The 21899-nt window shown below is 41.8% G+C and carries 16 protein-coding genes; 6 read left to right on the forward strand and 10 right to left on the reverse strand.

The window, feature by feature from the left end; all coding sequences use genetic code 11:
• The first annotated feature begins 96 nt into the window (after positions 1-96).
• From AB3N61_RS10530 to AB3N61_RS10540, 3 genes are all read left to right on the forward strand, one after another.
• Positions 97-495, forward strand: a complete 399-nt coding sequence (locus tag AB3N61_RS10530; RefSeq protein ID WP_020770623.1) for a ParB N-terminal domain-containing protein — start codon at positions 97-99, stop codon at positions 493-495.
• Between the two features lie 262 nt (positions 496-757).
• A complete protein-coding gene (gene lipL32, locus AB3N61_RS10535) occupies positions 758-1564 on the forward strand; it encodes a major surface lipoprotein LipL32 (protein ID WP_008592267.1) in 807 nt (268 codons plus the stop codon).
• 342 nt (positions 1565-1906) lie between these two features.
• Positions 1907-3667 (forward strand): acyl-CoA dehydrogenase family protein, encoded by a 1761-nt coding sequence (locus AB3N61_RS10540; protein ID WP_367897538.1) that lies wholly within the window; start codon positions 1907-1909, stop codon positions 3665-3667.
• A gap of 98 nt (positions 3668-3765) precedes the next feature.
• On the opposite strand, the gene AB3N61_RS10545 is transcribed toward AB3N61_RS10540, so the two are convergent.
• Positions 3766-4455 carry an oxidoreductase gene (locus AB3N61_RS10545; RefSeq protein WP_367897539.1) on the reverse strand — a complete coding sequence of 230 codons (690 nt, stop codon included), beginning with the start codon at positions 4453-4455 and terminating at the stop codon, positions 3766-3768.
• Between the two features lie 233 nt (positions 4456-4688).
• On the opposite strand from AB3N61_RS10545, the gene AB3N61_RS10550 reads away from it, so the two are divergent.
• Positions 4689-5966, forward strand: a complete 1278-nt coding sequence (locus AB3N61_RS10550; RefSeq protein WP_036090400.1) for an adenylate/guanylate cyclase domain-containing protein — start codon at positions 4689-4691, stop codon at positions 5964-5966.
• A gap of 5 nt (positions 5967-5971) precedes the next feature.
• Here AB3N61_RS10550 and amt read toward each other — a convergent pair whose 3' ends face one another.
• The 3 genes from amt to AB3N61_RS10565 all read right to left on the reverse strand — a co-directional run bounded on the left by amt (position 5972) and on the right by AB3N61_RS10565 (position 10400).
• Positions 5972-8245 carry an ammonium transporter gene (gene amt, locus AB3N61_RS10555; protein ID WP_367897540.1) on the reverse strand — a complete coding sequence of 758 codons (2274 nt, stop codon included), beginning with the start codon at positions 8243-8245 and terminating at the stop codon, positions 5972-5974.
• 228 nt (positions 8246-8473) lie between these two features.
• Positions 8474-8809 carry a DUF962 domain-containing protein gene (locus AB3N61_RS10560; protein WP_020770677.1) on the reverse strand — a complete coding sequence of 112 codons (336 nt, stop codon included), beginning with the start codon at positions 8807-8809 and terminating at the stop codon, positions 8474-8476.
• Between the two features lie 79 nt (positions 8810-8888).
• Entirely contained in the window at positions 8889-10400 is a 1512-nt protein-coding gene (locus AB3N61_RS10565) for a deoxyribodipyrimidine photolyase (protein ID WP_367897541.1), read from the reverse strand.
• Positions 10401-10637: 237 nt separating this feature from the next.
• Here AB3N61_RS10565 and groES point away from each other — a divergent pair, with 237 nt between their 5' ends.
• The gene (gene groES, locus AB3N61_RS10570; protein WP_020770638.1) at positions 10638-10925 is read left to right on the forward strand and encodes a co-chaperone GroES; all 288 of its coding nucleotides are present in this window, start codon (positions 10638-10640) and stop codon (positions 10923-10925) included.
• Positions 10926-10943: 18 nt separating this feature from the next.
• A complete protein-coding gene (gene groL, locus AB3N61_RS10575; protein ID WP_020770883.1) occupies positions 10944-12581 on the forward strand; it encodes a chaperonin GroEL in 1638 nt (545 codons plus the stop codon).
• 54 nt (positions 12582-12635) lie between these two features.
• Here groL and AB3N61_RS10580 read toward each other — a convergent pair whose 3' ends face one another.
• The 6 genes from AB3N61_RS10580 to lipB all read right to left on the reverse strand — a co-directional run bounded on the left by AB3N61_RS10580 (position 12636) and on the right by lipB (position 21894).
• Positions 12636-17585: an LA_1737 family protein gene (locus AB3N61_RS10580; protein WP_367897542.1), complete on the reverse strand. Its 4950-nt coding sequence runs from the start codon at positions 17583-17585 to the stop codon at positions 12636-12638.
• A complete protein-coding gene (locus AB3N61_RS10585) occupies positions 17578-17799 on the reverse strand; it encodes a DUF167 domain-containing protein (RefSeq protein ID WP_036090404.1) in 222 nt (73 codons plus the stop codon). Before AB3N61_RS10585 ends, AB3N61_RS10580 begins: the two co-directional genes overlap by 8 nt.
• Before the next feature lie 20 nt (positions 17800-17819).
• Positions 17820-19409: a murein biosynthesis integral membrane protein MurJ gene (gene murJ, locus AB3N61_RS10590; protein WP_367897543.1), complete on the reverse strand. Its 1590-nt coding sequence runs from the start codon at positions 19407-19409 to the stop codon at positions 17820-17822.
• A gap of 38 nt (positions 19410-19447) precedes the next feature.
• The gene (locus AB3N61_RS10595) at positions 19448-20152 is read right to left on the reverse strand and encodes an STAS domain-containing protein (RefSeq protein ID WP_367897544.1); all 705 of its coding nucleotides are present in this window, start codon (positions 20150-20152) and stop codon (positions 19448-19450) included.
• Between the two features lie 6 nt (positions 20153-20158).
• The gene (locus AB3N61_RS10600; protein WP_367897545.1) at positions 20159-21175 is read right to left on the reverse strand and encodes an LIC_12071 family protein; all 1017 of its coding nucleotides are present in this window, start codon (positions 21173-21175) and stop codon (positions 20159-20161) included.
• 65 nt (positions 21176-21240) lie between these two features.
• Positions 21241-21894: a lipoyl(octanoyl) transferase LipB gene (lipB, locus tag AB3N61_RS10605; RefSeq protein ID WP_020770878.1), complete on the reverse strand. Its 654-nt coding sequence runs from the start codon at positions 21892-21894 to the stop codon at positions 21241-21243.
• Between the last annotated feature and the right edge of the window lie 5 nt (positions 21895-21899).

Consider the following 21899-nt stretch of genomic DNA (forward strand, 5'->3'; position numbering starts at 1 on the left):
GAGGTTTTTCCAATCTTATGGGGTTCGGACGGAAATTTAGTCAAAACTTATGAAATTGATTTGTAGGATTTATACGGTAGAAAAAGCATTTCTTAGATGAAAATTCGGGTCTCCGATATTAAGGTAAAGAACCGCATTCGTAAAGATTTAGGCGACTTACACGGTCTGAAATCTTCCATACAAAACTTAGGGCTTTTGCATCCGATCATTATCGACCTGGACAATAAATTAGTCTCCGGCGAAAGACGCCTAGAATGTGTGAAACTTCTGGGTTGGGAATATGTAGATGTTCGGATCGTAGATGTACGAAGTAAAAAAGAAAGGGTTTTGATCGAAGCCGAGGAAAACAATGTACGGCTACCGTTTACCCCGGAAGAACAGGAAAGGGCTCAAAAACTATTAAGAAGATATTCCAATACGGGGATCCTGGGTAGATTATTCGCCTGGCTTATGGATCTTTGGGAATGGTTTTGGTCCTGGCTTTTTAAGAAATAATTGATAAGAGTCAACTCCATCTAAATCGAAACGTTTCCATTCGGAAATCTGGAAATTTTTTTCCACTCCAAATGGAACCCGTTATAAGATCCTGCTTAACTATAACAAGTCCGGAACATAAAACCCAATCCGACATTAGAAATCCTTTTTTTAAAATTTTTGCACTGCCACAAGACGCCAGGAAACAAAAATTTATTAATTAGATTTACAAAAAGGAATCTCTTCTCTATCTTGAGCAATCCATACCAAGGAGATCTCTCGAATGAAAAAATCTTCGATCCTTATAATCTCCACCGCTATAATGGTCAGCTTTGCTGCATGTATCGGTGGACTCCCCGGCCTACAAAGTAATTTCTCGGTCGGAGAGCAAGACATTCCAGGAGTAGGAGTTAAGAAGCTTTTCGCACCTTATTCCGAAACTGTGAACTATTGGGGATACATCAAACCAGGACAAGCCGCTGACGCAGTAGTAAACGGAAAGAAATCATATTTCCTTTATATTTGGGTTCCAGCAGCTATCGTTGAATTAGGTGTTCGCCTAATTTCCCCTACCGGAGAAATCGGTGAGCCATCTAGCGGCGACTTCGTGAGCGAGGCTTTCAAAGCTGCAACTCCGGAAGAAAAAAGCATGCCGAACTGGTTCGATACTTGGATTCGCGTAGAGCGCTTAGCAGCTATTATGCCGAACCAAATCGAAGGAGCAGCTAAAGGAAAAGCTCTTCAAAATCTTGGCGACAATGATGATGGAGACGATACTTACAATGAAGAGCGTCACAACAAGTACAACTCTTTACTTCGTATCCAAATTCCTAATATTCCAAAAAGCTTGGACGAACTGAAAAACATCGACACTAAAAAACTTTTAGTTCGCGGTTTATACAGAATTACCTTCACTACTTACAAAGTAGGCGAAGTTAAAGGTTCTTTCGTAGCTACTGTTGGAGTTCTTGGCCCTCCAGGTGTTCCAGGTCTTTCTCCGATTCTTCACGCAAACCCAGCTGAATTGCAAAAATTGGCTGTTGATGCAGAAGAAAAATTGAAAGCTGCAGTTGCTGGAGATAAGAAGTAATCCTTCTTTTTTCCCGCTTTGCTGAAAGCCGAAAGCCGTCGGGTCAAACCGGCGGCTTTTTTTATGTTCCAATATAAGCTCCGATCTCGCACAGAGAACACTGAGGTCACAGAGAAAGTTGTGTAGGAATTCCTATATATAGTCCACGTAAGCACCCAGCTTCTATTAAAAAATTTCTAATAACGCCTTCCCAGCTCGGTGAACTCCGTGGTCTCCGTGCGAACCCCAAAAATTCTACATTCACCTTCAATTTTCCCTTTCCATATAGAAATCATATCATAAGGCTTCCTTAAGGAACGTTATCACAATGAACAATAGTTCATTTTTATTCGGAGAAACTCCATGATCGTAAATAATTATTTCTTAGAAAACGAAGACTTAAAACAATATTTCGAATCCTTAATAGACTGGGAAGAGATCGTAGAAGCGTTCGAACAAGGATTTTCAGACAAAAAAGAATACGAAAAGACCGGAAAAGAAGAATTGGCGTTAGCTCCGGGAAGTAAAGAAGAAGCTATCGAATTTTACAGATCCATATTGGAATCCGCGGGAGAGATCGCCGGAAAGGAAGTAGCACCTTTCGCGCAGAAAATGGATGCAGAAGGTTTAATATACGAAAAAGGTAAAGTTCACTTTCCTAAGGAAATGATAAACGCGGTCAATCAGGTCAAAGAAGCCGGCATTCTCCCTTACTCCATCGGACGTAAACATGGAGGATTAGGACTCCCTTGTACGGTACAGGCAATGCTAATGGAAATATTTTCCAGAGCGGACGGTTCGCTTGCAATCGCTTTAGGATGTATGAATTTAGCCGAGACCATAGAAAGATTCGGTTCCGAAGAAATGGTAGAAGTTTATGTTCCCAAAATGGCCGCGGGAGAACTATGCGGAGCCATGGCTCTTACTGAACCGAACTACGGATCCGATCTTCCTAACTTACAAACAAAAGCGATTCAGGGGAAAGACGGGGTCTGGAGAATCACCGGAACCAAAAGATTTATCACTCATGGTTGCGGTTTCGATGATAAACCTTCCATCATTCTTACATTAGCTAGGACCGGAAGCCCGACAAGCGGAGCAAGAGGTCTCTCTTTTTTCTTAGTCAAAAGTGAAGATGTAGAGATTGCAGGAATAGAAAAAAAAATGGGATTACATTGTTCTCCCACCTGCGAAGTAGTTTATGAAAACACTCCGGGTATATTGATCGGAGAAGAAGGTTACGGACTCGTAAAATACTCTATGGCAATGATGAACGGTGCAAGACTTTCCATCGCAGGACAGGCTATGGGAATCGGTGCCGCAGCTTATTACGAGGCTAAAAAATACGCAGACGAAAGAGAACAATTCGGCAAGAAGATCAAAAATATTCCGGCAGTGAAAAAGATGTTGGATCTGATGGATAGAGAGATCCTGGCGATGCGTTCCATTCTACAAGAAGCCTCCAGATCCATAGACCTTTACCATTGGAAATCCGAAAAAATGAAAGAGAATGGGATAGACGAAAGAGAGATCAAAAAGAACGAAAGTATCAAAAAATGGGAAAAACTCGCCAATTTATTCACTCCATTATCTAAATATTATATTACGGAACAGGCAAATAAGATCGCATTCGACGCATTACAGATCCACGGAGGTGCAGGCTATACCTACGATTATGATATTTCCAGGATCTATAGAGATGTCAGGATCACAAATATCTATGAAGGAACCACACAATTGCAGGTCGTTGCCGCAATTGGCGGAATTGTCACAGGTCTCGGCGCCAAAGGGATCTTGAGACAATACCTAGATGAAGAAATGAGCTTCTTCTCCCCTTCCGGAGAACTATTGGAAAACCGCAAAAAAATGGAAGAGTCCCATTCCATTTATACTTCCTTGGAAAACGGAATATCCAAGGACGAGGTTGCATTCGAACTAGTGGAATCCGCTACCAGGGTCATCATTGGAGTCGTTTTAGAAAGAGGCCTAAAAAAGCTAGATGGGGAAGCAAAGGCCCGAAGAGAAAGAGCGGCTTTGGTTCATTCTTATAACCTGGACAGCAAAGCTCTATTAGAATATAATAAAATTAAGATCCAGAATAAGAAAGAAGTAGCTCTAGCCTAATTTCTCACAGAGACCACGGAGGACACAGAAAGAAGTGCGATGTAGGAGTTCCAACATTGCTTTACTCAGTGCTCTCTGTGAACTCTGTGCGCCAAAAATTAAAGAATAGAATCTAAATTCGCTCTCGCGGAAGAAGATCCTAATACCTGGATCTGATCCGATTCAATGATCTGCTTTCCTGTTTTGCCGGACCAGGCTAGGTTCAACATGGACTTAGCAACGGTTTTAGCATGAACGGATCTGTATTTTTTAAAAGGACCAATAAGTAAAGGATTGATCAAGAAGGCGAGTTTAGACCCGATCTTCTCTCCTAATCGGAATTCTTTTCGATCTCCTTCCAAAAGCGAAGGTCTAAAAATCCCAAGAGTCTCAAAACCAAGTTTAGAAATTTCCGCTTCTACCTCACCTTTCACTTGATTATAAAAAACGAAAGAATCACGATCCGCACCAAGAGCTGTCACAATAAAAAAAGATCTTACACCCTTATCCTTGCAGGCTTTAGCGAATTTGGACGGATACTCCAGATCCACTTTTTTAAAATTCTCCTTAGAACCTGCTTTGCCGATCGTAGTTCCTAAAGTACAAAATGCGTCCGTTATCCCAGGAGGAAACTCTAACGGCTTTTCCCAATCGGTAAGGATCAACTCTAATTTTGAATGTGTCCATTCCAAAGGTTTTCGGACCAGAAGATAAACCCTGTTCCAAGATGGATCTATCAATAATTCCTGAACAAGCTCACTGCCTACAAGACCCGTTCCGCCTGCCACGATCGCTACTCTATGATCCATTCTTCCATCCTGTTTATCGAAGGTCTGATTCGAACTTGATTTTGTATAAAAGTTCCACTGATTCGGAGATTTATTGAAGAATTAGTATAACCCTTTTGTTCGCCGAATCGGTCGAAAACAATAAGAAACGATTGAATCAAAAATGGAAAGGAGTATTTTGGGGAGCTATGCCTTTAAGAGATTATCTACCTAAGTTTCTTTGTAATATTTTGGAAATTACGGACCGGAAAAAAATGGATGATTCCGTTCGAAAAGTTTTGGAAAACGAGGAAACCTTAGGCGCCTATATCTCCAACGTATTTCGGTACGTTCTTCTCGTATTTTTCGCAATCCAGATCGTAGTGAATTGGAAAAACGGAAACTTTTTAGCGAATGGGATCGGATTCGGAGTATATGCAGCGATCACTGTCGCTCATACATACGTGATCCGGACCTGCACTCATTGGGCAATCAAAGGTTTTTCCTATTTGGCGTTAGTTGCGGATTTTATCATTATTACGGCGATATTATTATATTACACTCTTCACCAGGATAAGTTCGATTTGGGTTTCGCATTAAAGAATCCGATGCTGAATTTTTATCTTTTCCCTTTAGCTTTTTCTTTGATCCAATTCCGACTCCGATACGTACTTTTAAGTGTGATCTTATTTTATGCCGTCTATTTCGGGATCTTTACTGCTGCGATCCTAACCGATAAAGTTGTTTTCGCCCAAGATTGGGGTGACTATGTGATGGGGCCTAACGTTCTGTTGACGGATATTCTTTTCGGTCGCCCAATTTTGTACATGATCCTGGCATTTTTCTTTTGTTTCGGTATTCTAAGGACACTGATCATGATCCGACGAATCGGAGAAGGAGAAGCGCAACGCTCCTTACTCTCTCGCTACTTCTCCCCCGGAATGGTGGAAGAAATGATGACAAACCCGAACGTCTTGGAAGGAAGAAGACAAACTGCCACCATATTATTTACCGATATCCGAAACTTCACCGCATTATCCGAAAATATGGATCCTTTAGAATTAAGCAGATTCCTTTCTTCCATTAGAGAAACATTAACCGATTGTGTTTTTGAATTCGGCGGAACCTTGGACAAATATATCGGCGACGCGGTTATGGCAACATTCGGAACTCCATATCCTTCTGCAGATCCTGCCTCTGACGCGATCCGCGCTTTACAATGTGGCCAGAAGATGTTGGAAAAATTAGGAGAATTTAATAAGGATAGAGAAACAAAAGGATTAGAACCCGTACGAATAGGGATCGGGATCCATACGGGAGAAGTTTTCTCCGGAAATATAGAAACCAGCAGAAGAGCCGAATTTACGGTTATCGGAGACGCAGTCAACACCGCATCCAGAATAGAATCTCTCACCAAAAATTTCGGAAAAGAACTTTTGGTCTCGGAAGAAACTTGGAAACTTGCAGGAGCAAATTTTATTGGAGAAACACTTCCACCAGTACAGGTCAAAGGAAGAGAAAAATTAGTAACCGTTGTCGCTGTGGGAGCTTGATGTTCCTAACCTACATTAGGTTCTATTTGAAAAATATCCACTACTCGATGCATTCGGATCGTTTGGCCGCTTAACATAAGACTCATCTTTTGTAAATCTTCTAGCAGTGCTCCGATCCGAACTGCACCGTCTTCAATTTCACAGAAAAAGTCCCTCATTCTATTCAGTTCGGAATAACGTTTTTCCATATCTCCAGCCACGGATTCGCTCATATGTGCCACTCCCTGTATGGAGGTTTCCAGATCCTCCGATCTGGAGGAATATTCACGGACGGATTCTAAAGCATCCTTCATAGTTTTTGAAAGTTTCGGGATCTGGATTAAGATCGCTTTAAAGGAATCGACTGTTTCGGATAAAGACTGCAAGGAACCGTTAACCGTTTCCCAAATCTCTTTTAGATATTTATTCGCCTGTTTCGCGTTGGATGCGGTTTTTTCCGAAAGGACCGAAATTTGTTCCGCTACAACTGCAAATCCCTTATCTCCTCCCCTTGCGGATTCGATCGCTGCGTTAATCGATAACATCCCGAGTTGTTCCGCAATTTTTTGGAGAATCCCTACAAGTTCTTCCACCTTCTTAGCGGAACCGTTTAAACCTTGCATACTCTTTACGGTTCTTTCCAAAGTTCTTTCACCGGTAAAGGCAATCGATTGTATGGATTCGCTGATCTGGCCGGAAGTCAGAATATCCGTTTGAAGTTCCTTCATACCTTGGGACATCTCTTCGGACATTCTTCTCATTTCGGAAGATCTACTTCTTTCCTCTCGGACCAGATCTAAAACAGCCTTTAAAGATGATTCCAATAAGTCGGATGTTTCCCGGATCAATATGGTCCTTTCCTTCTGTTTTTCGATCTCTTTAGTGATCATTAAAGTGGAATTTTCCAAAAGTTCCGATTCGTTTTCTATCTTATCCGAGTTTTCCTTTACCACTCCGATGATCTGAGTTAAGCTCAAAAGTAAACGATTGAATAATTCCGCAACTGCTCCCGATTCCACTCCCGGATCTACATCGATTCTTTTTCTCAAGTCCTTTGAATCTGCGACGTACTTCATTGCGTTCATCAAATCCAACCAAACGGTTTTGGCGCCGTGTTCCGATTCGTTTAATCCTCTCTCTTCTTCTTCCGAAGTGACTCGAATCGATATAGTAAATTTCATTAAGAAAAATAAGATCAGCCCCATACTGAAGGACCAAACAGCACAAACCGCCACACCGGTAAGTTGTGCCTGCCATTGGTTCCAACTACGGAGCGCTTCTTCTTGAGCGAATACGCTTACGGCCAGAGTTCCCCAGATCCCTCCGACCCCATGGACCGGGAATGCACTTACAACATCATCCACCTTTAGTATGTTTTCCAAAATCCAAGCGGCTACTTCCACTAAGACGCCTGCGATCAACCCTGTAAGTAAAGAAGCCCCCGGACTCATTACGTCGCAACCGGCAGTAATCGCAACCAATCCCCCAAGAACACCATTAATGGCCCCGCTGACATGGGGTACACCTTTTGTGATATAATCGAACAGGATCGCAGCACTACATCCGGAGCAGGCAGCTAAGCTTGTATTAACTATAATTTTCGGAACCTCATCCGTTAGAGAAAGAGTACTTCCTCCGTTAAATCCGAACCAACCGAACCATAAAATAAAAGTTCCTAAAACGGAAAAAGGTAAATTATGACCGTACAATTCCCTAGGTTTTCCCTCGGAATCGAACCGATCTTTTCTTGGTCCAAGAACGATCACTCCCGCAAGAGCCACCCATGCTCCAACGGAATGTACTACTGAACTTCCCGCAAAATCGTGAAAACCCGATTTAGAAAGCCAACCTCCCCCCCAAGCCCAATGACCAAACACGGGATAAATCAGTAGGGAAACAAAAATGGAACAAACTAAATAGGCTTGGAATCGTATCCTTTCCGCGACTGCACCGGATACGATCGTTGCCGCAGTTCCCATAAAAGTGACTTGAAATAAAAAGAACGCGAATTCTTTTCCCGTATTCAAACCTTCTAAAAGAAATAGATCCTTACCGATCCAACCGTCCAAGCTGGTTCCATACATAAATCCGTAACCGATCAGAAAAAAACAAATGGTTCCGAATACGTAATCGAGTAAATTTTTGATCGCAACATTGATCGAATTTTTAGAACGGACTAATCCGGATTCTAAGAGTAGAAAACCGGCTTGCATAAAAAAGACAAGAGCGGAGGCGAAAATCACCCATAAGATGTCTACATTCTTTGCTAATTCTTTGGCGGCGGGAAGAACGTGATCCAATGAGAGAACCTCTCTTCGTTCTAAGAATGAGCATTTATATCGATTGATCCTGGATTGAGAAAGAAAAAAACGTTAGTCTATAATAATTTATGACGTAGAGTTAATAAACGAACTAGACGTATTTCGGGGTCAGAAGCGAATCCCCCAATTGAGGTAAGAGATGCGAAATCGCAAGTAACGTTTTATCCTTTAAGGAAGGAACTCTTACGACTTCGCATCCGAGTAAAATTATTTTACGCCTGCCTTTTGCAGTTCCTTACCTAATTGCCCTGTGATTGTACAAAAATACATCCTCCAATCACTTACAAAGGATTTGAACGGATACGTAAATGTGGCAGGACGGTTTTTTTCTAGGAAAAAATGCCCTATCCATGCAAAAAAGTATCCGCTAAACAATGCCCCGAGTAAGTACCAAGCGTTTAGATAGAAGATTGCGGAAAGAATAAAGACCAGAGCGCATGAGGTTCCTATAAAATGGAATATCCGGTTCATTTTATTCGAATGTTCCCTCAGATAGAATGGCCAGAATTCCTGTAGGGTTTCATATTTTTTGTTTTCAGTCATCTTTGTCCCTCCGGAACTACATAATACGGCAGGGAAAAAGAATCCGCAACAACTTCTCTTTTATTTACAATAACGTTCGTTATTTAAAAAGTGGGAGATCCGATATCCCATCCAGAGACCGGATATACTCCAAATATGGTTTTAATTTGAATTTTTTAGATGCCGAATCCGAGGACATGTAGCGGATATTTCCAAGCACTGGCCTTTCCGGGAACCAAGGTCTATCGAATGCTCCAAAACACCAAAGAATACCCGTATAAGAATTAGGGTCCCGACCGTCATACGCATATTTATGATTCAAATCTTCTAATATACGAAATGCTTCTTCCGGTGAAGAAGACCATTCTATTATTTTTTTACCCCAAAGCATTCTGAGATAATTTTGGATGGTACCTGTTAAAACTAATTCTTTTTGAGCGGCATTCCAGATCGGGTCATGAGTGATCGCCTTCTCAAATTCTTCCTTGGTATAAATATATTCTCTCTTATCACCTCTATGAGTCTCCAAAGAAAGTTTTGCCCAATCCGGAAGAATGGAGAGGTCTTTTCTGAAACTAGGCTCCTTATAGAACAAAAGATAACCCAATTCTCTCCAAGTGAGGAGTTCATCCAAAAATGAATTTATATTTGGGTTTGGATGAAAAAATCCTTCGTTCTTCCCTCTATAAGAATGATTTAAAGTATCCGGACTCCAATTTACATTAGGATCCGACCCTAAAACCGCAGTGACAATCTCCTCCACTGAGATCATTCCGAAATGTAAGTAAGGCGATAAAGAAGAAGATTTGATCCTTTCCGGGGGTCTTGGCTCACTTCTCTCTTCCGAATAGAAAGGAAGTCCTTCCATAAGGAATTTTTTTAGAAGTTTCAATCCTTCCTTCCTTCCTCCCAACTTACCGGAAACGGGAAGAAGGTACGGATACCGGGAATTCATTTTCTGCAAATAGGAGGGAATATCCTCCTTCTTCCCTGAAAATAGAAAATTCGGTTTTTTTAAAGTATCAGAATTTGGAATTCGATTCGGATTCGGTTTACGCTCTGATCTATGCACATAAGATTCCACGAACCTGTCATGAAGTTTCGGTCTCAAAACTCTGGCATAACCGAAAGATTTTTCATAAGAAGCCAACGGAGTAATCGAATTGGAATCCACAAGTAAAAGTTTGCAATTTAGGATCTCTCCGATCTTCTCCGCGTGTTCCGGCAGAAAGAAACAAGGGAAATCATCCGTAATCACAATGGAGGCTTTTTCTAAAATCCCAGGAACTATCTCGGAAAGAGAATGATCTTTCGTTTCCACAAAAGGCCAATAAGTGAAACCGGCACGGGATGCATCTTCCGCTGTGTCACAAATCCCTTCTAAAAGGAATCGATGGAATCTTGGAGAACTCCACTCGAAATCCATCATGACGGATTCAAAAATGACCAGGGGTTTTTTAAATTTTTTAGCAAGGTGGATGGAATAATCCAAAGAATGATTCCAGGACATTCTTCGATTGGCACGGATCCAATAAAGAATGTATTCTCCTCCTTCTAAAACCGGCTTTTTATTTCCTTCCCGGACCCTGATTAAATTTCTCTCTGAGAACAAATACCTTAATCCTTTCTGAACTCTGTGGTCTCCGTGCGAAACTCTGCAACTTCCAATTCGCTCTTAGACTTCCCCCCGCAGAAAACGGGAAATGAAAAATTCCGGCCTTTAGACGGAATATAGACAATATTTTAGCACTCTTGACCTGAAAGTGCTTGACCGCCTGTCCCTGTTTCGGATTTCCTGGAATTTACATTCAAGCACTCATATAATTCAAGTGCTAAAAAGGAGAAAGTCATGGCGATTAAACCGCTAGGTGACCGTGTTTTGGTAGAGCCTAAACAAGACGCTGAAGAAAAGATCGGCAGCATCTTCGTTCCTGATACGGCTAAAGAAAAACCGCAAGAAGGAAAAGTTGTAGAAGTAGGAAGCGGACGTTATGAAGACGGGAAGCTTGTACCTCTAGAAGTTAAACCCGGTGATGTCGTTCTTTACGGCAAATATTCCGGAACTGAAATCAAATCCGAAGGCAAAGAATACTTAATCATTCGCGAAAGCGACATTCTTGCCATCGTGAAAAAGTAATAGGCCGAGGAAAGAAAAATGGCAAAAGTTATCGAGTATGATGAAACAGCTAGACGCAAACTTTTAGAAGGCGTCAACAAACTTGCAAACGCTGTAAAAGTTACCCTAGGTCCTAAGGGAAGAAACGTAGTAATCGACAAAAAATTCGGATCTCCTACAATCACTAAGGACGGGGTTACCGTAGCAAAAGAAATCGAACTAGAAGACGCCATCGAGAACATGGGCGCTCAGATGGTAAAAGAAGTCTCCACAAAAACGAATGACGTTGCTGGAGATGGAACTACCACCGCTACTATTCTCGCTCAATCCATCATTAACGAGGGATTGAAAAACGTTACAGCGGGTGCAAATCCTATGGCACTCAAACACGGGATCGACAAAGCGGTTACCGCAGCTGTAGATAGCATCAAAAAACGTTCCGTAAAGATCGAAAATAAAAAAGACATCGCTAACGTTGCGACTATTTCCGCTAACAACGATAAAGAGATCGGAAATCTGATCGCTGACGCAATGGACAAAGTCGGAAAAGACGGAGTTATCACCGTAGAAGAAGCAAAGTCCATCGAAACTACGTTAGACGTGGTAGAAGGTATGCAATTCGACCGCGGATACGTTTCCCCTTATATGGTAACCGATCCGGAAGCGATGATCGCAACCTTAAGCGACCCTTACATTCTCATCTATGATAAAAAGATCTCTTCTATGAGAGACCTTCTTCCTGTATTGGAAAAAGTAGCTCAAGCCGGAAGACCTTTAGTTATCATCGCGGAAGAAGTAGAAGGTGAAGCATTAGCTACTATCGTAGTAAACACTCTTCGTAAAACCATCTCCTGCGTGGCTGTTAAAGCTCCTGGATTCGGAGATCGTCGTAAAGCGATGTTGGAAGATATAGCGATCCTTACCGGTGGACAAGTGATTTCCGAAGATCTCGGAATGAAACTGGAAAACGCAACCGTTCAACAACTGGGACGCGCTAAAAAAGTTACCGTAGATAAAGAGAACACCACCATCATCGAAGGACAAGGTGCTTCTAAAGACATCCAAGGCCGTGTAGGTCAGATCAAAAAACAGATCGAAGATACTACTTCCGAGTACGATCGTGAAAAATTACAAGAACGTTTGGCAAAACTTGCCGGAGGAGTTGCGGTAATTCACGTAGGTGCAGCCACAGAAGTGGAAATGAAAGAAAAGAAAACCCGTGTGGAAGACGCTCTTTCCGCTACTCGCGCTGCGGTAGAAGAAGGAATCGTTCCAGGTGGCGGACTCACTCTTCTAAAAGCACAAGAAGCTGTAGGCGCGCTGAAACTCGAAGGAGACGAAGCTACCGGAGCAAAAATTATCTTCCGCGCTTTGGAAGAGCCAATCCGTATGATCACTTCTAATGCCGGCTTGGAAGGATCCGTGATCGTAGAGCATGCAAAAGGTAAAAAAGGAAACGAAGGTTTTAACGCACTTACTATGGTGTGGGAAGACCTACTCCAAGCGGGAGTTGTAGACCCTGCGAAAGTGGTTCGTTCCGCTCTCCAAAATGCGGCTTCTATCGGTTCCATGATCCTGACTACGGAAGTTACGATCACCGACAAACCTGAAAAAGAAGGCGCAATGCCTCCTATGGGTGGAATGGGCGGTATGGGAGGAATGGGCGGCATGATGTAATGCCTGCTCTTCCTTTCGGAAAGTAAAAGGCCGAGGAGTAATCCTCGGCTTTTTTTATAACTTGATACCGAGGACTCGATCGATCTCTTTCCCATCCTTGGTGATCGTGTGGCTATATAATAAATTTAGAATAGAGTATTTGCTATATTTGGTCTTGGTCTCGTATTCCCAATCCCAAAGAAGGCCTCCCATTATAGGAATTGCCAAAATTCCCATCGCATGCAAGCCGTTCATACTATTCCCATATTGTTTATAGTAAAATAATCCGGGACCTACAAGCATCAGATCTTCTTCTTTGGAAATTTTTTGATTTCTATAATATAAAAGTCCTAATCCGAGCATATCGAATCTTCCGTCCTTTTCAGAAGAGAAATATCCTAAAACCGGCGGGATCAAAGTTGCTGTTCCGGCTGGATCCGAATGATAATAATAGACCGGTAGGAAATTCGCAAGGGTCTCTCCCGGAACCGATTTCCAACGTAACCAAAGGAAATTCGTATCCGAATAATCGGGACGTCTTTCATATCCTCCGAGTAGTCCACCGAAGACCGCTACCTTCGTTCTTTGGTCCTCCAATTCCGTATGGATCAAACCTAAAAAGAAATTTAGATTTCTCCTTTTGTAAGCGGATTCGTAATAAGTATCAAAAACCCCCGCAAATCCCCAACGGGACCAATCCTTATCCTTATAACCGTAGGCCCCTAAGAAGAACCATAATCTAGAATCATTCTCTTTCCAAGTAAAAGCAAGTGGAGCCAAGCCAAACGCCGTACGACTCGAATTATTCAGGTAAAAAGCCGGTCCGATTACTAATCTTTCTAAGCCCGAATTTCCGGATTTATAATCGGTAATTAACAAAAAGTTTAAGTGTTTTTCCTTTTTAAAAGGATCGTTCTCCGATTCGAATCTATATACCGGAAAAAGATAAGACTTAAAATAAGAACTAGTCGTTTCTTCTTTTTTTAGATCTTTAACAGTGTGTAACGTATTCGAAAAAAGGAAAAATGCGGTAAAATCCCTCCATTGGTCCACAACCTTCTCCGTGCTACCTTCTTTTGAGGAAACTGTTTCGTATTTGGAATAATCGATCAATTTCAGAAAGGTCACATCCCTTTTGAAATATTCCCGGTTTTCCGAATTCTGTTTTTCGGAAAATGAATATAACAGTGGGATCGGCAAAAAGTAAAAGGAAGAACTAGTTTCCAAACCTTTACTCCCGGAAGAAGAAAAGATCCCGATAGGATTTGCGTTGAACGAATTCCAACTTCCTTCTTGGAATTCTGTCCTACCCGAATAATACAAAAGTCCCCAGGTAACTCTTTCTTTATAAAAATTAGGAACGTTTTTTTCCTTATTGGAATAGAAAGGATAAATTGCAAAAGAACTTTCCTGATCGGAACCGGAGCCGTTCAGTATTCCTAGTACATTCCATCCGGAACCATTCCCTTTGTTATAACCGTAATAAAGGATCGGCACGGTAGTATAAGATTCGACGACCTTCTCCCCTTCCTTCTCCGAACCGGAAAAATAAAAGGGAAATATATGAAAACGATTGGAGACCCTATCTCCATTTCTCTCAGTCGAAGAAGATACCAGACCCAGAAAATTCCCCTTAGAAACGAAAGCGGATGATTCGCTATAATAACCGAGCAAAAAGAATTTACTTTCGGAAAGATTTCTTTTCCAATAAAAACCCGGGATCGGAAGAAAATCCACCTTAGTGGATTGCTCCGAAGTTTCTCCAGCCCCCTTTGATCTATTAGAATAATAGAATGGAGTAAACAATGAAGTCGACTCACCGCCGTTCAATTCTTTCTTACTGGAATATGCCGATAATAAAGTATAAAAGTTGGATTCGTAGGAATCTCCGGATGAGGACTGCACCTTAGAACCGAAACTTAAATAGATCGGTATTAAGAGGTGATAAGACTTTTCTTGGAATAGATCCTGGTTTTGGCTAGACTCCGAACCGGAATGAAACAGAGGCAAAAGTAAAGAATGAAAAGACCTGGTGGTAGTAGTACCTTCCACGATCCGTTTTCTATAATACAAAGGAGAAATCGTGCGAGAATGATCTTTTGATTGGTCGTGTGCGACCAAAGGAAAGATCCGAAATCCCCAGGCATCCGGAGAAAAATACAAACGTGTAAAAGGCCAAAGAACCGAATAATCCCTTACCTCCCCTTGTTTTCCCCTTAGGAAACCTAAAAGAAGATAGGATTCTTGGAAATTTTCCTTTTGTTCCTGCCTTCCATAAAAGGGAAAAAGAACGAAATATGATTCGTCCCCGATCCGACTCCAGAAGAATAACGGAGCCGCATACACTTTATCCGAAGTTCTTTCGGACCAAGAAAACCAACTCAAAGGAAGAAGTCGGAAATGTCGCCTATCGTCTCCCTTCTCATAACTAAAAATCCCAAAGAGAGCGCTGACTCCCCAGAATGACCGGACCTTATCTCTGGTTAATCTATTATATTGACCAAGACCATCTTTCTGCTGCGAATTATTCTCTTGAACTTGCTCAAGAATGATCTTAGAGGAAGATTCCGCCGGGTGAGTTTCCTTCCAAAATTGTACTTCTTCTTTTCCGACCGACGTTCTGCTAGATATACTGAACAAATTATAGAACAAAGAGATATCCGCGTCTAAATAATAATCCTTTTCATTCGCTCCGATGGATCCGGTCGCGGAACTTGTAAAACTTCCTAAAGTTTTGGAAGAAGAATAAGCTAATTTTAATTCTAAGGACTTATCCGCTTCGTAATAGTTTAACCAAAGAGGAAGGAACATATCCCCTTTGGACCTGGGATTATCCCAATTCCAGTATAAAGGAAACCAAGTGGTAAACTCTTCCTTACGGACCTTATCCACATTCGAAAACCATAATAAAGGCCAGATCCACGTATTGTCTTTTTCTGCCGAACGATTCCAATAATGAAAAAGTCCGAAATGAGTATAAATATCTTGATCCTTCCCGAAACGGAAATAAAAAGGCAGGACTAAACGAAAACTATCCCGTTTATAAAAATAGAACGGAAATGCGTAACTATACTTTGCATCTCCCGCCTTATCAAAACCTCTCCCGAAAAGCCCGAGCACATTCCAATAAGAATACTCGTTTGTACTATTGGAAAAATAAAAAGGATAGACCCGTCTTCTGGATTCCTGGTCGGTGTCGTATCGTTCATACAATGTAACTAACGAATATTTTTCGAACTTTGTCTTATATTCTTTTGAATAGGACAGAGGGGTTATGAGTTCCTTGTATTCCGAAGTGTCGTTCCACTGGAAGATCGGCAGAAGTGTGTAACTTTCGGATTTATTTCCTTGCCAAGAATCCCTGTAAAAATACCAGAACGGAAATAGGATCCATCTGTCGAATTGATCTCCGGCCTCGTTCCTCCTGGAATAGAATGGACCTACCCAAGTCCTAGTCTTATTCCAATAAGTGAATAACGGAATGATCCAAGTATATTCATTCCCAGCTTGATTTCCTTTCGCCCATAAAGGAAGAAAGTGAAAATACTCCTGTGATTTATAAAACCAAAGAGGAAAGAAAAATCCGCGCTGAAATTTCCCCTGATCGTTCCAAGAAAGATAAGTATTGATAAAATAATTCTGAGAGGCTTCTTTTTCCTTATGTCGATAAAAAAGAAACCAAGGAAATAGAGTCGTAGTTTTGGAAATATCCGAAGAATAGTAAAAAATCGGAGTCATCACTTTTGACTCATCCGGTTTAAACGAATGATAATAGAGCGGGAAAAACAAAAACTTGGATGATCCTCTCCAATCCTTCGTATAATATAAATTTAAAGCATAAAAGTCCAGATCCGTTGCGGTCCGACTATAGTAGAACGGAGGAATTATACCGAATTTTTCCGTGCCGTTGTCGAAATAAGCGGGAAACAGGTAAAAGTAATCGTTCTTTTTGTGAAACATCAGAGGAAACAAGTAAGAAGAAGAATAATCCCCCTTCTCGTTCGCACTCCAACCGCCGATCAATAATACGTTTGTATCCGATTTCCCTCCTTTCTCCCATTTTCTATTGAATACGATCGGAATATTAGCATTATAATTTTGTAATTCTCCATTATGATAGCTTCGATTTAAGAACAATAGCAGATAATAGGAAAATTTTTCCTCATTCTTTCCCCCTCCTCCCAATTGAGGGGTTTCTTTCCAGGTCTGACCGAAAAGTGGGGTCAAGAAGGAACCCTCCTCTCCGCCATCCCAAGAATTATAAGAGAACAACGGAAAGACGGTTAAATGAAAATTCTCTTTATCGGAATAAGAATTATAGAGTGTATTATAGAAGAAGATAGGGAAAAAACTAAAATGGAATTTTCTTTTACCGGAACCCCAATACACCAAGGGAAGAATGGAACCGTAAGAAGATTCCCTATCTTCTCCCCAATGAAAGATCAGAAAATGGTTCCAATCGTCATTTAAGTTCCGATTCCGAAAAAAAAGAAAGGGAACCGCAAAGTAAAAGGATTCCTCTTTGCCGCTTTCAATCGTTTTACTTCTGCCGAACAAAGGAAAAAAAGAAGGAAAGGATACCCAACTCTCCGAAATTTTTTCTCCCCTTGATTCGTACGAGTTATAATGAAATAAGGAAAAGTTCACACCCGAATCGGACTGAGGCTCCTGAATACGTTGTGCGTAATAGAAGGGAAAAAAATAAGAACGAAAGGATTCATTTTCCTTTGCAGATAGATGATCGATGAGAGGAAAAAAACTGGTCTGGGTGAACTTAGGATAATTCGTTCGGGTATAAAGAACCAAAATATTCAGGGAATAATGTGGGCCCCAATATTCTTCACTTGCAAAAGGAGGCAGCCTGAACCGATACTTATCCTCTTTATCGCTTCCTAAGATCGGTTTTTTTTCAGCAGTCAATGTGTCGAAGTAATCGACTGCGCCCAACTCCCACGAATGAAAACAAACTAGAAGAACGGAAATTAAGAATGAAATTTGCCTAAGTTTCGATAAATTCCTAATCATAAACTTCCAGAAGTTTTAACTTACTCTTTTCTCCCTTTAGAATTTTTACCTTAGAAGGAGCTAGTCCAAATTCTTCCGCGACAGCTCGGACCACAGCATCATTCGCCTTACCTTCGATGGCAGGCTCTTTGACTGCGATGACCCAAACACCGTCTTCCCCTTTCGTTACGGACGGTTTTTTAGAATTCGGTTTTACCCTGATCTGAATTTTCACCGCGGATCTTCCGGGCAAAATTACTTCTTACGAAATATTTTTCCAGCTATTAACCGTATCTCTTCCAGGCCCAAAAGCAGACTGATCGAGAAAAAAATTGCCATTGCAGGAAATATTGCGGCGCAGAGGGAGACCCGAGAGGAATTCGCATAACTTAAGCCCTTTTCCGCGAAATAGTCTAGGGCCCTAGGATGTATCATTTCTTTGTAAAAGAATAAAAATACAGCCATGCCTAAAAGTGGTAGGATCAATTTTGCGATTTTAGAAAGAAATCCTTCCCAAGGAAAAGCGACATCATGCTTTTTCAGGTTACTAGAAAGCACGGTCCAAGTTACGACGGTAGATACGGCGGAAGATAATGCGATTGCGGAATGTTTTAATAAAAAAATGAGGGAAAAGTTCAAGATCAGGTTCAGAACAAATGTAAATGCTTGGACTCGCAACGGAGTTTTAGTATCTTGAAAGGCATAATAAGTGGAGATCAAAACCTTATTCATGCTGTAGAAAGGTACAGCTAAGGAATAAAAGATCAAAGGTAAGATCGTAGTTTCCGTCGCGATATGGTCCCATCTCCCCCCGTAATATATGGAATCCAAGATAGGACCGGCCAAAATCCCGATTCCAAGAGCTGCCGGTGCGGTCAAAAATCCCGCAAATCCTAAAACTCCCAACATTTCCTTAGGGACCTCGGAATGTTTATCCTCTTTCAAGGAAGAAAGTAATGAAGGCAAAGTTGTGGTCGCAAGCGCGACTCCAATGATCCCGGTAGGAAGTTGCACTAGCCTTTGTGCATAATCCAAACTAACTACGGCTCCTAAACCGGGGTTCGTATTCTGCACATAGTTAGCTAAAAATATATCCACCAAAAGCCCGAGTTGGTAAAAACCGCCTCCGACAGCGGCAGGTAACATCAGTTTAAATATTTTTAAAATAGCGGGATGTTTATAATTCCAGGAAAAAATCGGGCCTTCTCCGTTTTTGGAAACGTACCAGGCCTGAACACTTAACTGTATGATCCCACCTCCCACGATCGCAAAACATAAAACTCTTACTTTGGTCAATAGTTCCCATTCTACAAAAGGAAAAATTCCCAAAAATACGGTGAGATAACTTAAGTTCAGAATGATAGGAGAAAGAGAAGGAACGAAAAATCGATTTTTGACGTTGGAGATCGCCATATAGATCGAAGAGAGACTTGCCGTAACGATTAAGAAAAATAGAATATAGGTAAGCTCTACCACAAGACCCGAATATTCGGGGGATCCCCCTACCAGGATGGGAAGAGCAAAGGGAGAAAATGTAAAAACGATTACTACAATACTTAATAGGATTACAAAAAGAAAACTTAATACGGCTCCGCTCATCTTACGAGCAGCCATTACGCCTTCCTTCTCCGCATCGGAATACAACGGCATAAATGATTGAGAAAGAGTTCCTTCCGCCAATAAATTACGGAACATATTCGGCAATCTATAAGCGACTGAAAATGCGGAGGCCACCGTACCTGTCCCGAAAGACACGGCCATAAAATGGTCTCGGAACACTCCTAAAATTCTGGAAACGAGGGTGTAAAAGGAAAGAGCAAAACTTCTTCTGGCTGCTTGGGACAAGAGATCCTACATGTTCGGTGTTTCCGAACAATTCGAAACTAACTGAATAGTTTCTCCATGTATCGAACTCCACCGGTGCGACTCACGTCAAACTGAATTCCGCAATTAGGACATTGATGACGACCAAGAGTTTTGATCCGAAGTCTTGCTCGACAAGACTCACAGTACAAGATCCTTTCTTGGACATTTCTTACCTGTTCCAAGGAACGGTCCAGATCCTTTCCGATCTTAGACTTCTCTGTAGGTTCTTGTCCCGGGATAGGAACAGTACTGATCTCAGGAACATATACATCGGACTTGCTCAAACCGGAAGATGGACTAGAATAAAACTGGATCGGCTTCGTTTGCCTGAGAGAAGAGACAGTTTCCGACTTATCGGATCTTGACCTTCTATCCTCGATTTTCAAAGAAGAAAGCCAGACTTCCGCGTCCTTTTCATGTGCGAAAAAGTTCTGCTTCTTGTTCAGACCGAATAATCCTAAAACGAGTAGACCTTCTTCATTCCAATCGCTGAACGCGATGTTGCCGCCGAATTTTTCGAAGAAGTTTTTTAATTCCACAAGTGCGGAGATCCCGTCTTCTTCTATATAATCCACAAAACGAGAATTGACTAGCACAAGTCTCTCCCCTTCTTCCCAGCGTGTTTTGATAAATCGCACCAGGTCGAACGCGGAATAGGAATCCAGCACTCCCTTAGGAGTTACCTTCAATATACGTCCCAGTTTTGTAGTATGAATTTCCAAAAAAGTTTATCCTAGATATATAGCGTCTATTATTTCCGCTTTCTCCCGATTGACTGCCTGCGCAGCAGATGGGGCAGACATCGTTTGAGTCGGAGTCGTTGCTACAGGGCTCGGTGTCGCGACCACCGGTGCCGCCGGAACATGGCTCTGGGAGACAGGCGCCGGACTCTGGTAAGAAGGAGAAGGAGAAGAACTCTCTCTCCAACGAATAGGCCCTTGTGTTTGGGCAAAGTCCACCTTCTCCCATAAAGGAGGAGAAGAAGGATCGGCAATATACCTTCCGTCCTGAGTAAAAGAAGTGCGAACGCTCTTAATGAGTAAATGAGCAAATCCTAATATAAGAGCGCAGATAAGAGCGATGATCGCATTATTCTGCAGAGTCCACCAGAAAAGTTCCGTTTGGATCTTCACAAAATGAGCAAAGTTCCCTCTTTCATATTTCATGTGAAGAGAAGCCACTCTTTCCAATTTTTCGGGATGGTATACCGCCATAGATAGAAGAACACTTGGTTCGGAAATTTCCGGGAAATAAGGAGAAACGATCTGCATCAGTTTGTCGCTTTGAAATGTATTTTTTTCTCCCAAAAGGATCGGAGTACCGATCTGCCATTTTCTCAAGTGATGAGCGGCAGTATAACTTGGAGATAAAAACTTAGGTTCCGGTTTTCTTTTTGCTCTCGGATCGGACACATAGTCTTCGTTAGAAGATGCAAGAACGATCCCTGAATCGTCGGTCATGCTGATCTCGGAAATGATAAATCCTTCCTTGTCGCCTGAGGTCACTTTTACGAGTCGAGTGAATGCAAAATTCAAATCGTCCAATCTGTCCTTGCTTAATTTTCCTTCACTGGACTTGGAGATAGCGCCGATCGTATCTCTGGCTCTTTGGTCCGAAAGATTTTTGATCTGCTCGAAAGAAGCAAGAGAAGATTCTAAATAAGACCAAGCAGAGGCTCCGGCAGCGATTCCTTCGCAAACCAAAAGTGCTAAAAGGAAAAATAGAATATGTTTAAAAATTTGCACCTGAGGACCTCTCTTCTTTTAAAAATCGGCCGATTTCGGCTTTTTTCTAAAGAATAAAATCCCTTTTAGGCGCGGATTTCCTCTTTTACGGGTTTTAAATTTCTTAGAAATCCGGACCGAAAAGCCAGGATCCATTCCTTCTTTTTTTCTTCTCCGCTCGGAAGTCCCAGTTGAGACACGGAAATCATAGATTTCCAATCCTGGCCGCAAGGATGGATACACTGAAAAGCCGAAAAATCATTAGAAACGTTCAGAGCGATCCCGTAACTAGTGAACCAGGACTTAAACAAAACTCCCATGGAAAGAATTTTACGATTCGGAGAATCGGAAAGATAAAGCCCGGGAGCATTCGGATTTTTTACCAGATCCAAACCCCAAACTTTCTTTGTGGAATAAATTGCGGCTTCCAAGACCCCGTCCAGAAATTCCGAGATGGAAATTTCTCTTTTTTTTAAGTCCAAATGTACATAGGTAACGATCTGTCCGGGCTCGTGAGCGGTATAATCCCCACCTCTTTTTATGTATTGAAGAGAGATCCCGTGCTCGGAAAGGAAGTCTTCATTTCGGAGAAGATTGTCGATATTATAATTGATCCCCCCGGTAATCGTAAGAGGGTGTTCTAAAAATAGAATCGATTCCCTCCGATTTTCCCGGGACTTTTCCTGGAAGCGGACGTAATCTTCGTATGGAAGGGGATTTTTCAGGGAAAAAGCCTGCACAACTC

It is taken from the genome of Leptospira sp. WS58.C1 (genome assembly GCF_040833995.1).
GTDB lineage: Bacteria > Spirochaetota > Leptospiria > Leptospirales > Leptospiraceae > Leptospira_B > Leptospira_B cinconiae.

Coding starts and splice junctions, on each gene's coding strand:
- AB3N61_RS10540 (WP_367897538.1), top strand. CDS start 1,907: ATGATCGTAAATAATTATTTCTTAGAAAACGAAGACTTAAAACAATAT.
- AB3N61_RS10545 (WP_367897539.1), bottom strand. CDS start 4,455: ATGGATCATAGAGTAGCGATCGTGGCAGGCGGAACGGGTCTTGTAGGC.
- AB3N61_RS10530 (WP_020770623.1), top strand. CDS start 97: ATGAAAATTCGGGTCTCCGATATTAAGGTAAAGAACCGCATTCGTAAA.
- lipL32 (WP_008592267.1), top strand. CDS start 758: ATGAAAAAATCTTCGATCCTTATAATCTCCACCGCTATAATGGTCAGC.
- groES (WP_020770638.1), top strand. CDS start 10,638: ATGGCGATTAAACCGCTAGGTGACCGTGTTTTGGTAGAGCCTAAACAA.
- AB3N61_RS10560 (WP_020770677.1), bottom strand. CDS start 8,809: ATGACTGAAAACAAAAAATATGAAACCCTACAGGAATTCTGGCCATTC.
- AB3N61_RS10550 (WP_036090400.1), top strand. CDS start 4,689: ATGGATGATTCCGTTCGAAAAGTTTTGGAAAACGAGGAAACCTTAGGC.
- AB3N61_RS10580 (WP_367897542.1), bottom strand. CDS start 17,585: ATGATTAGGAATTTATCGAAACTTAGGCAAATTTCATTCTTAATTTCC.
- groL (WP_020770883.1), top strand. CDS start 10,944: ATGGCAAAAGTTATCGAGTATGATGAAACAGCTAGACGCAAACTTTTA.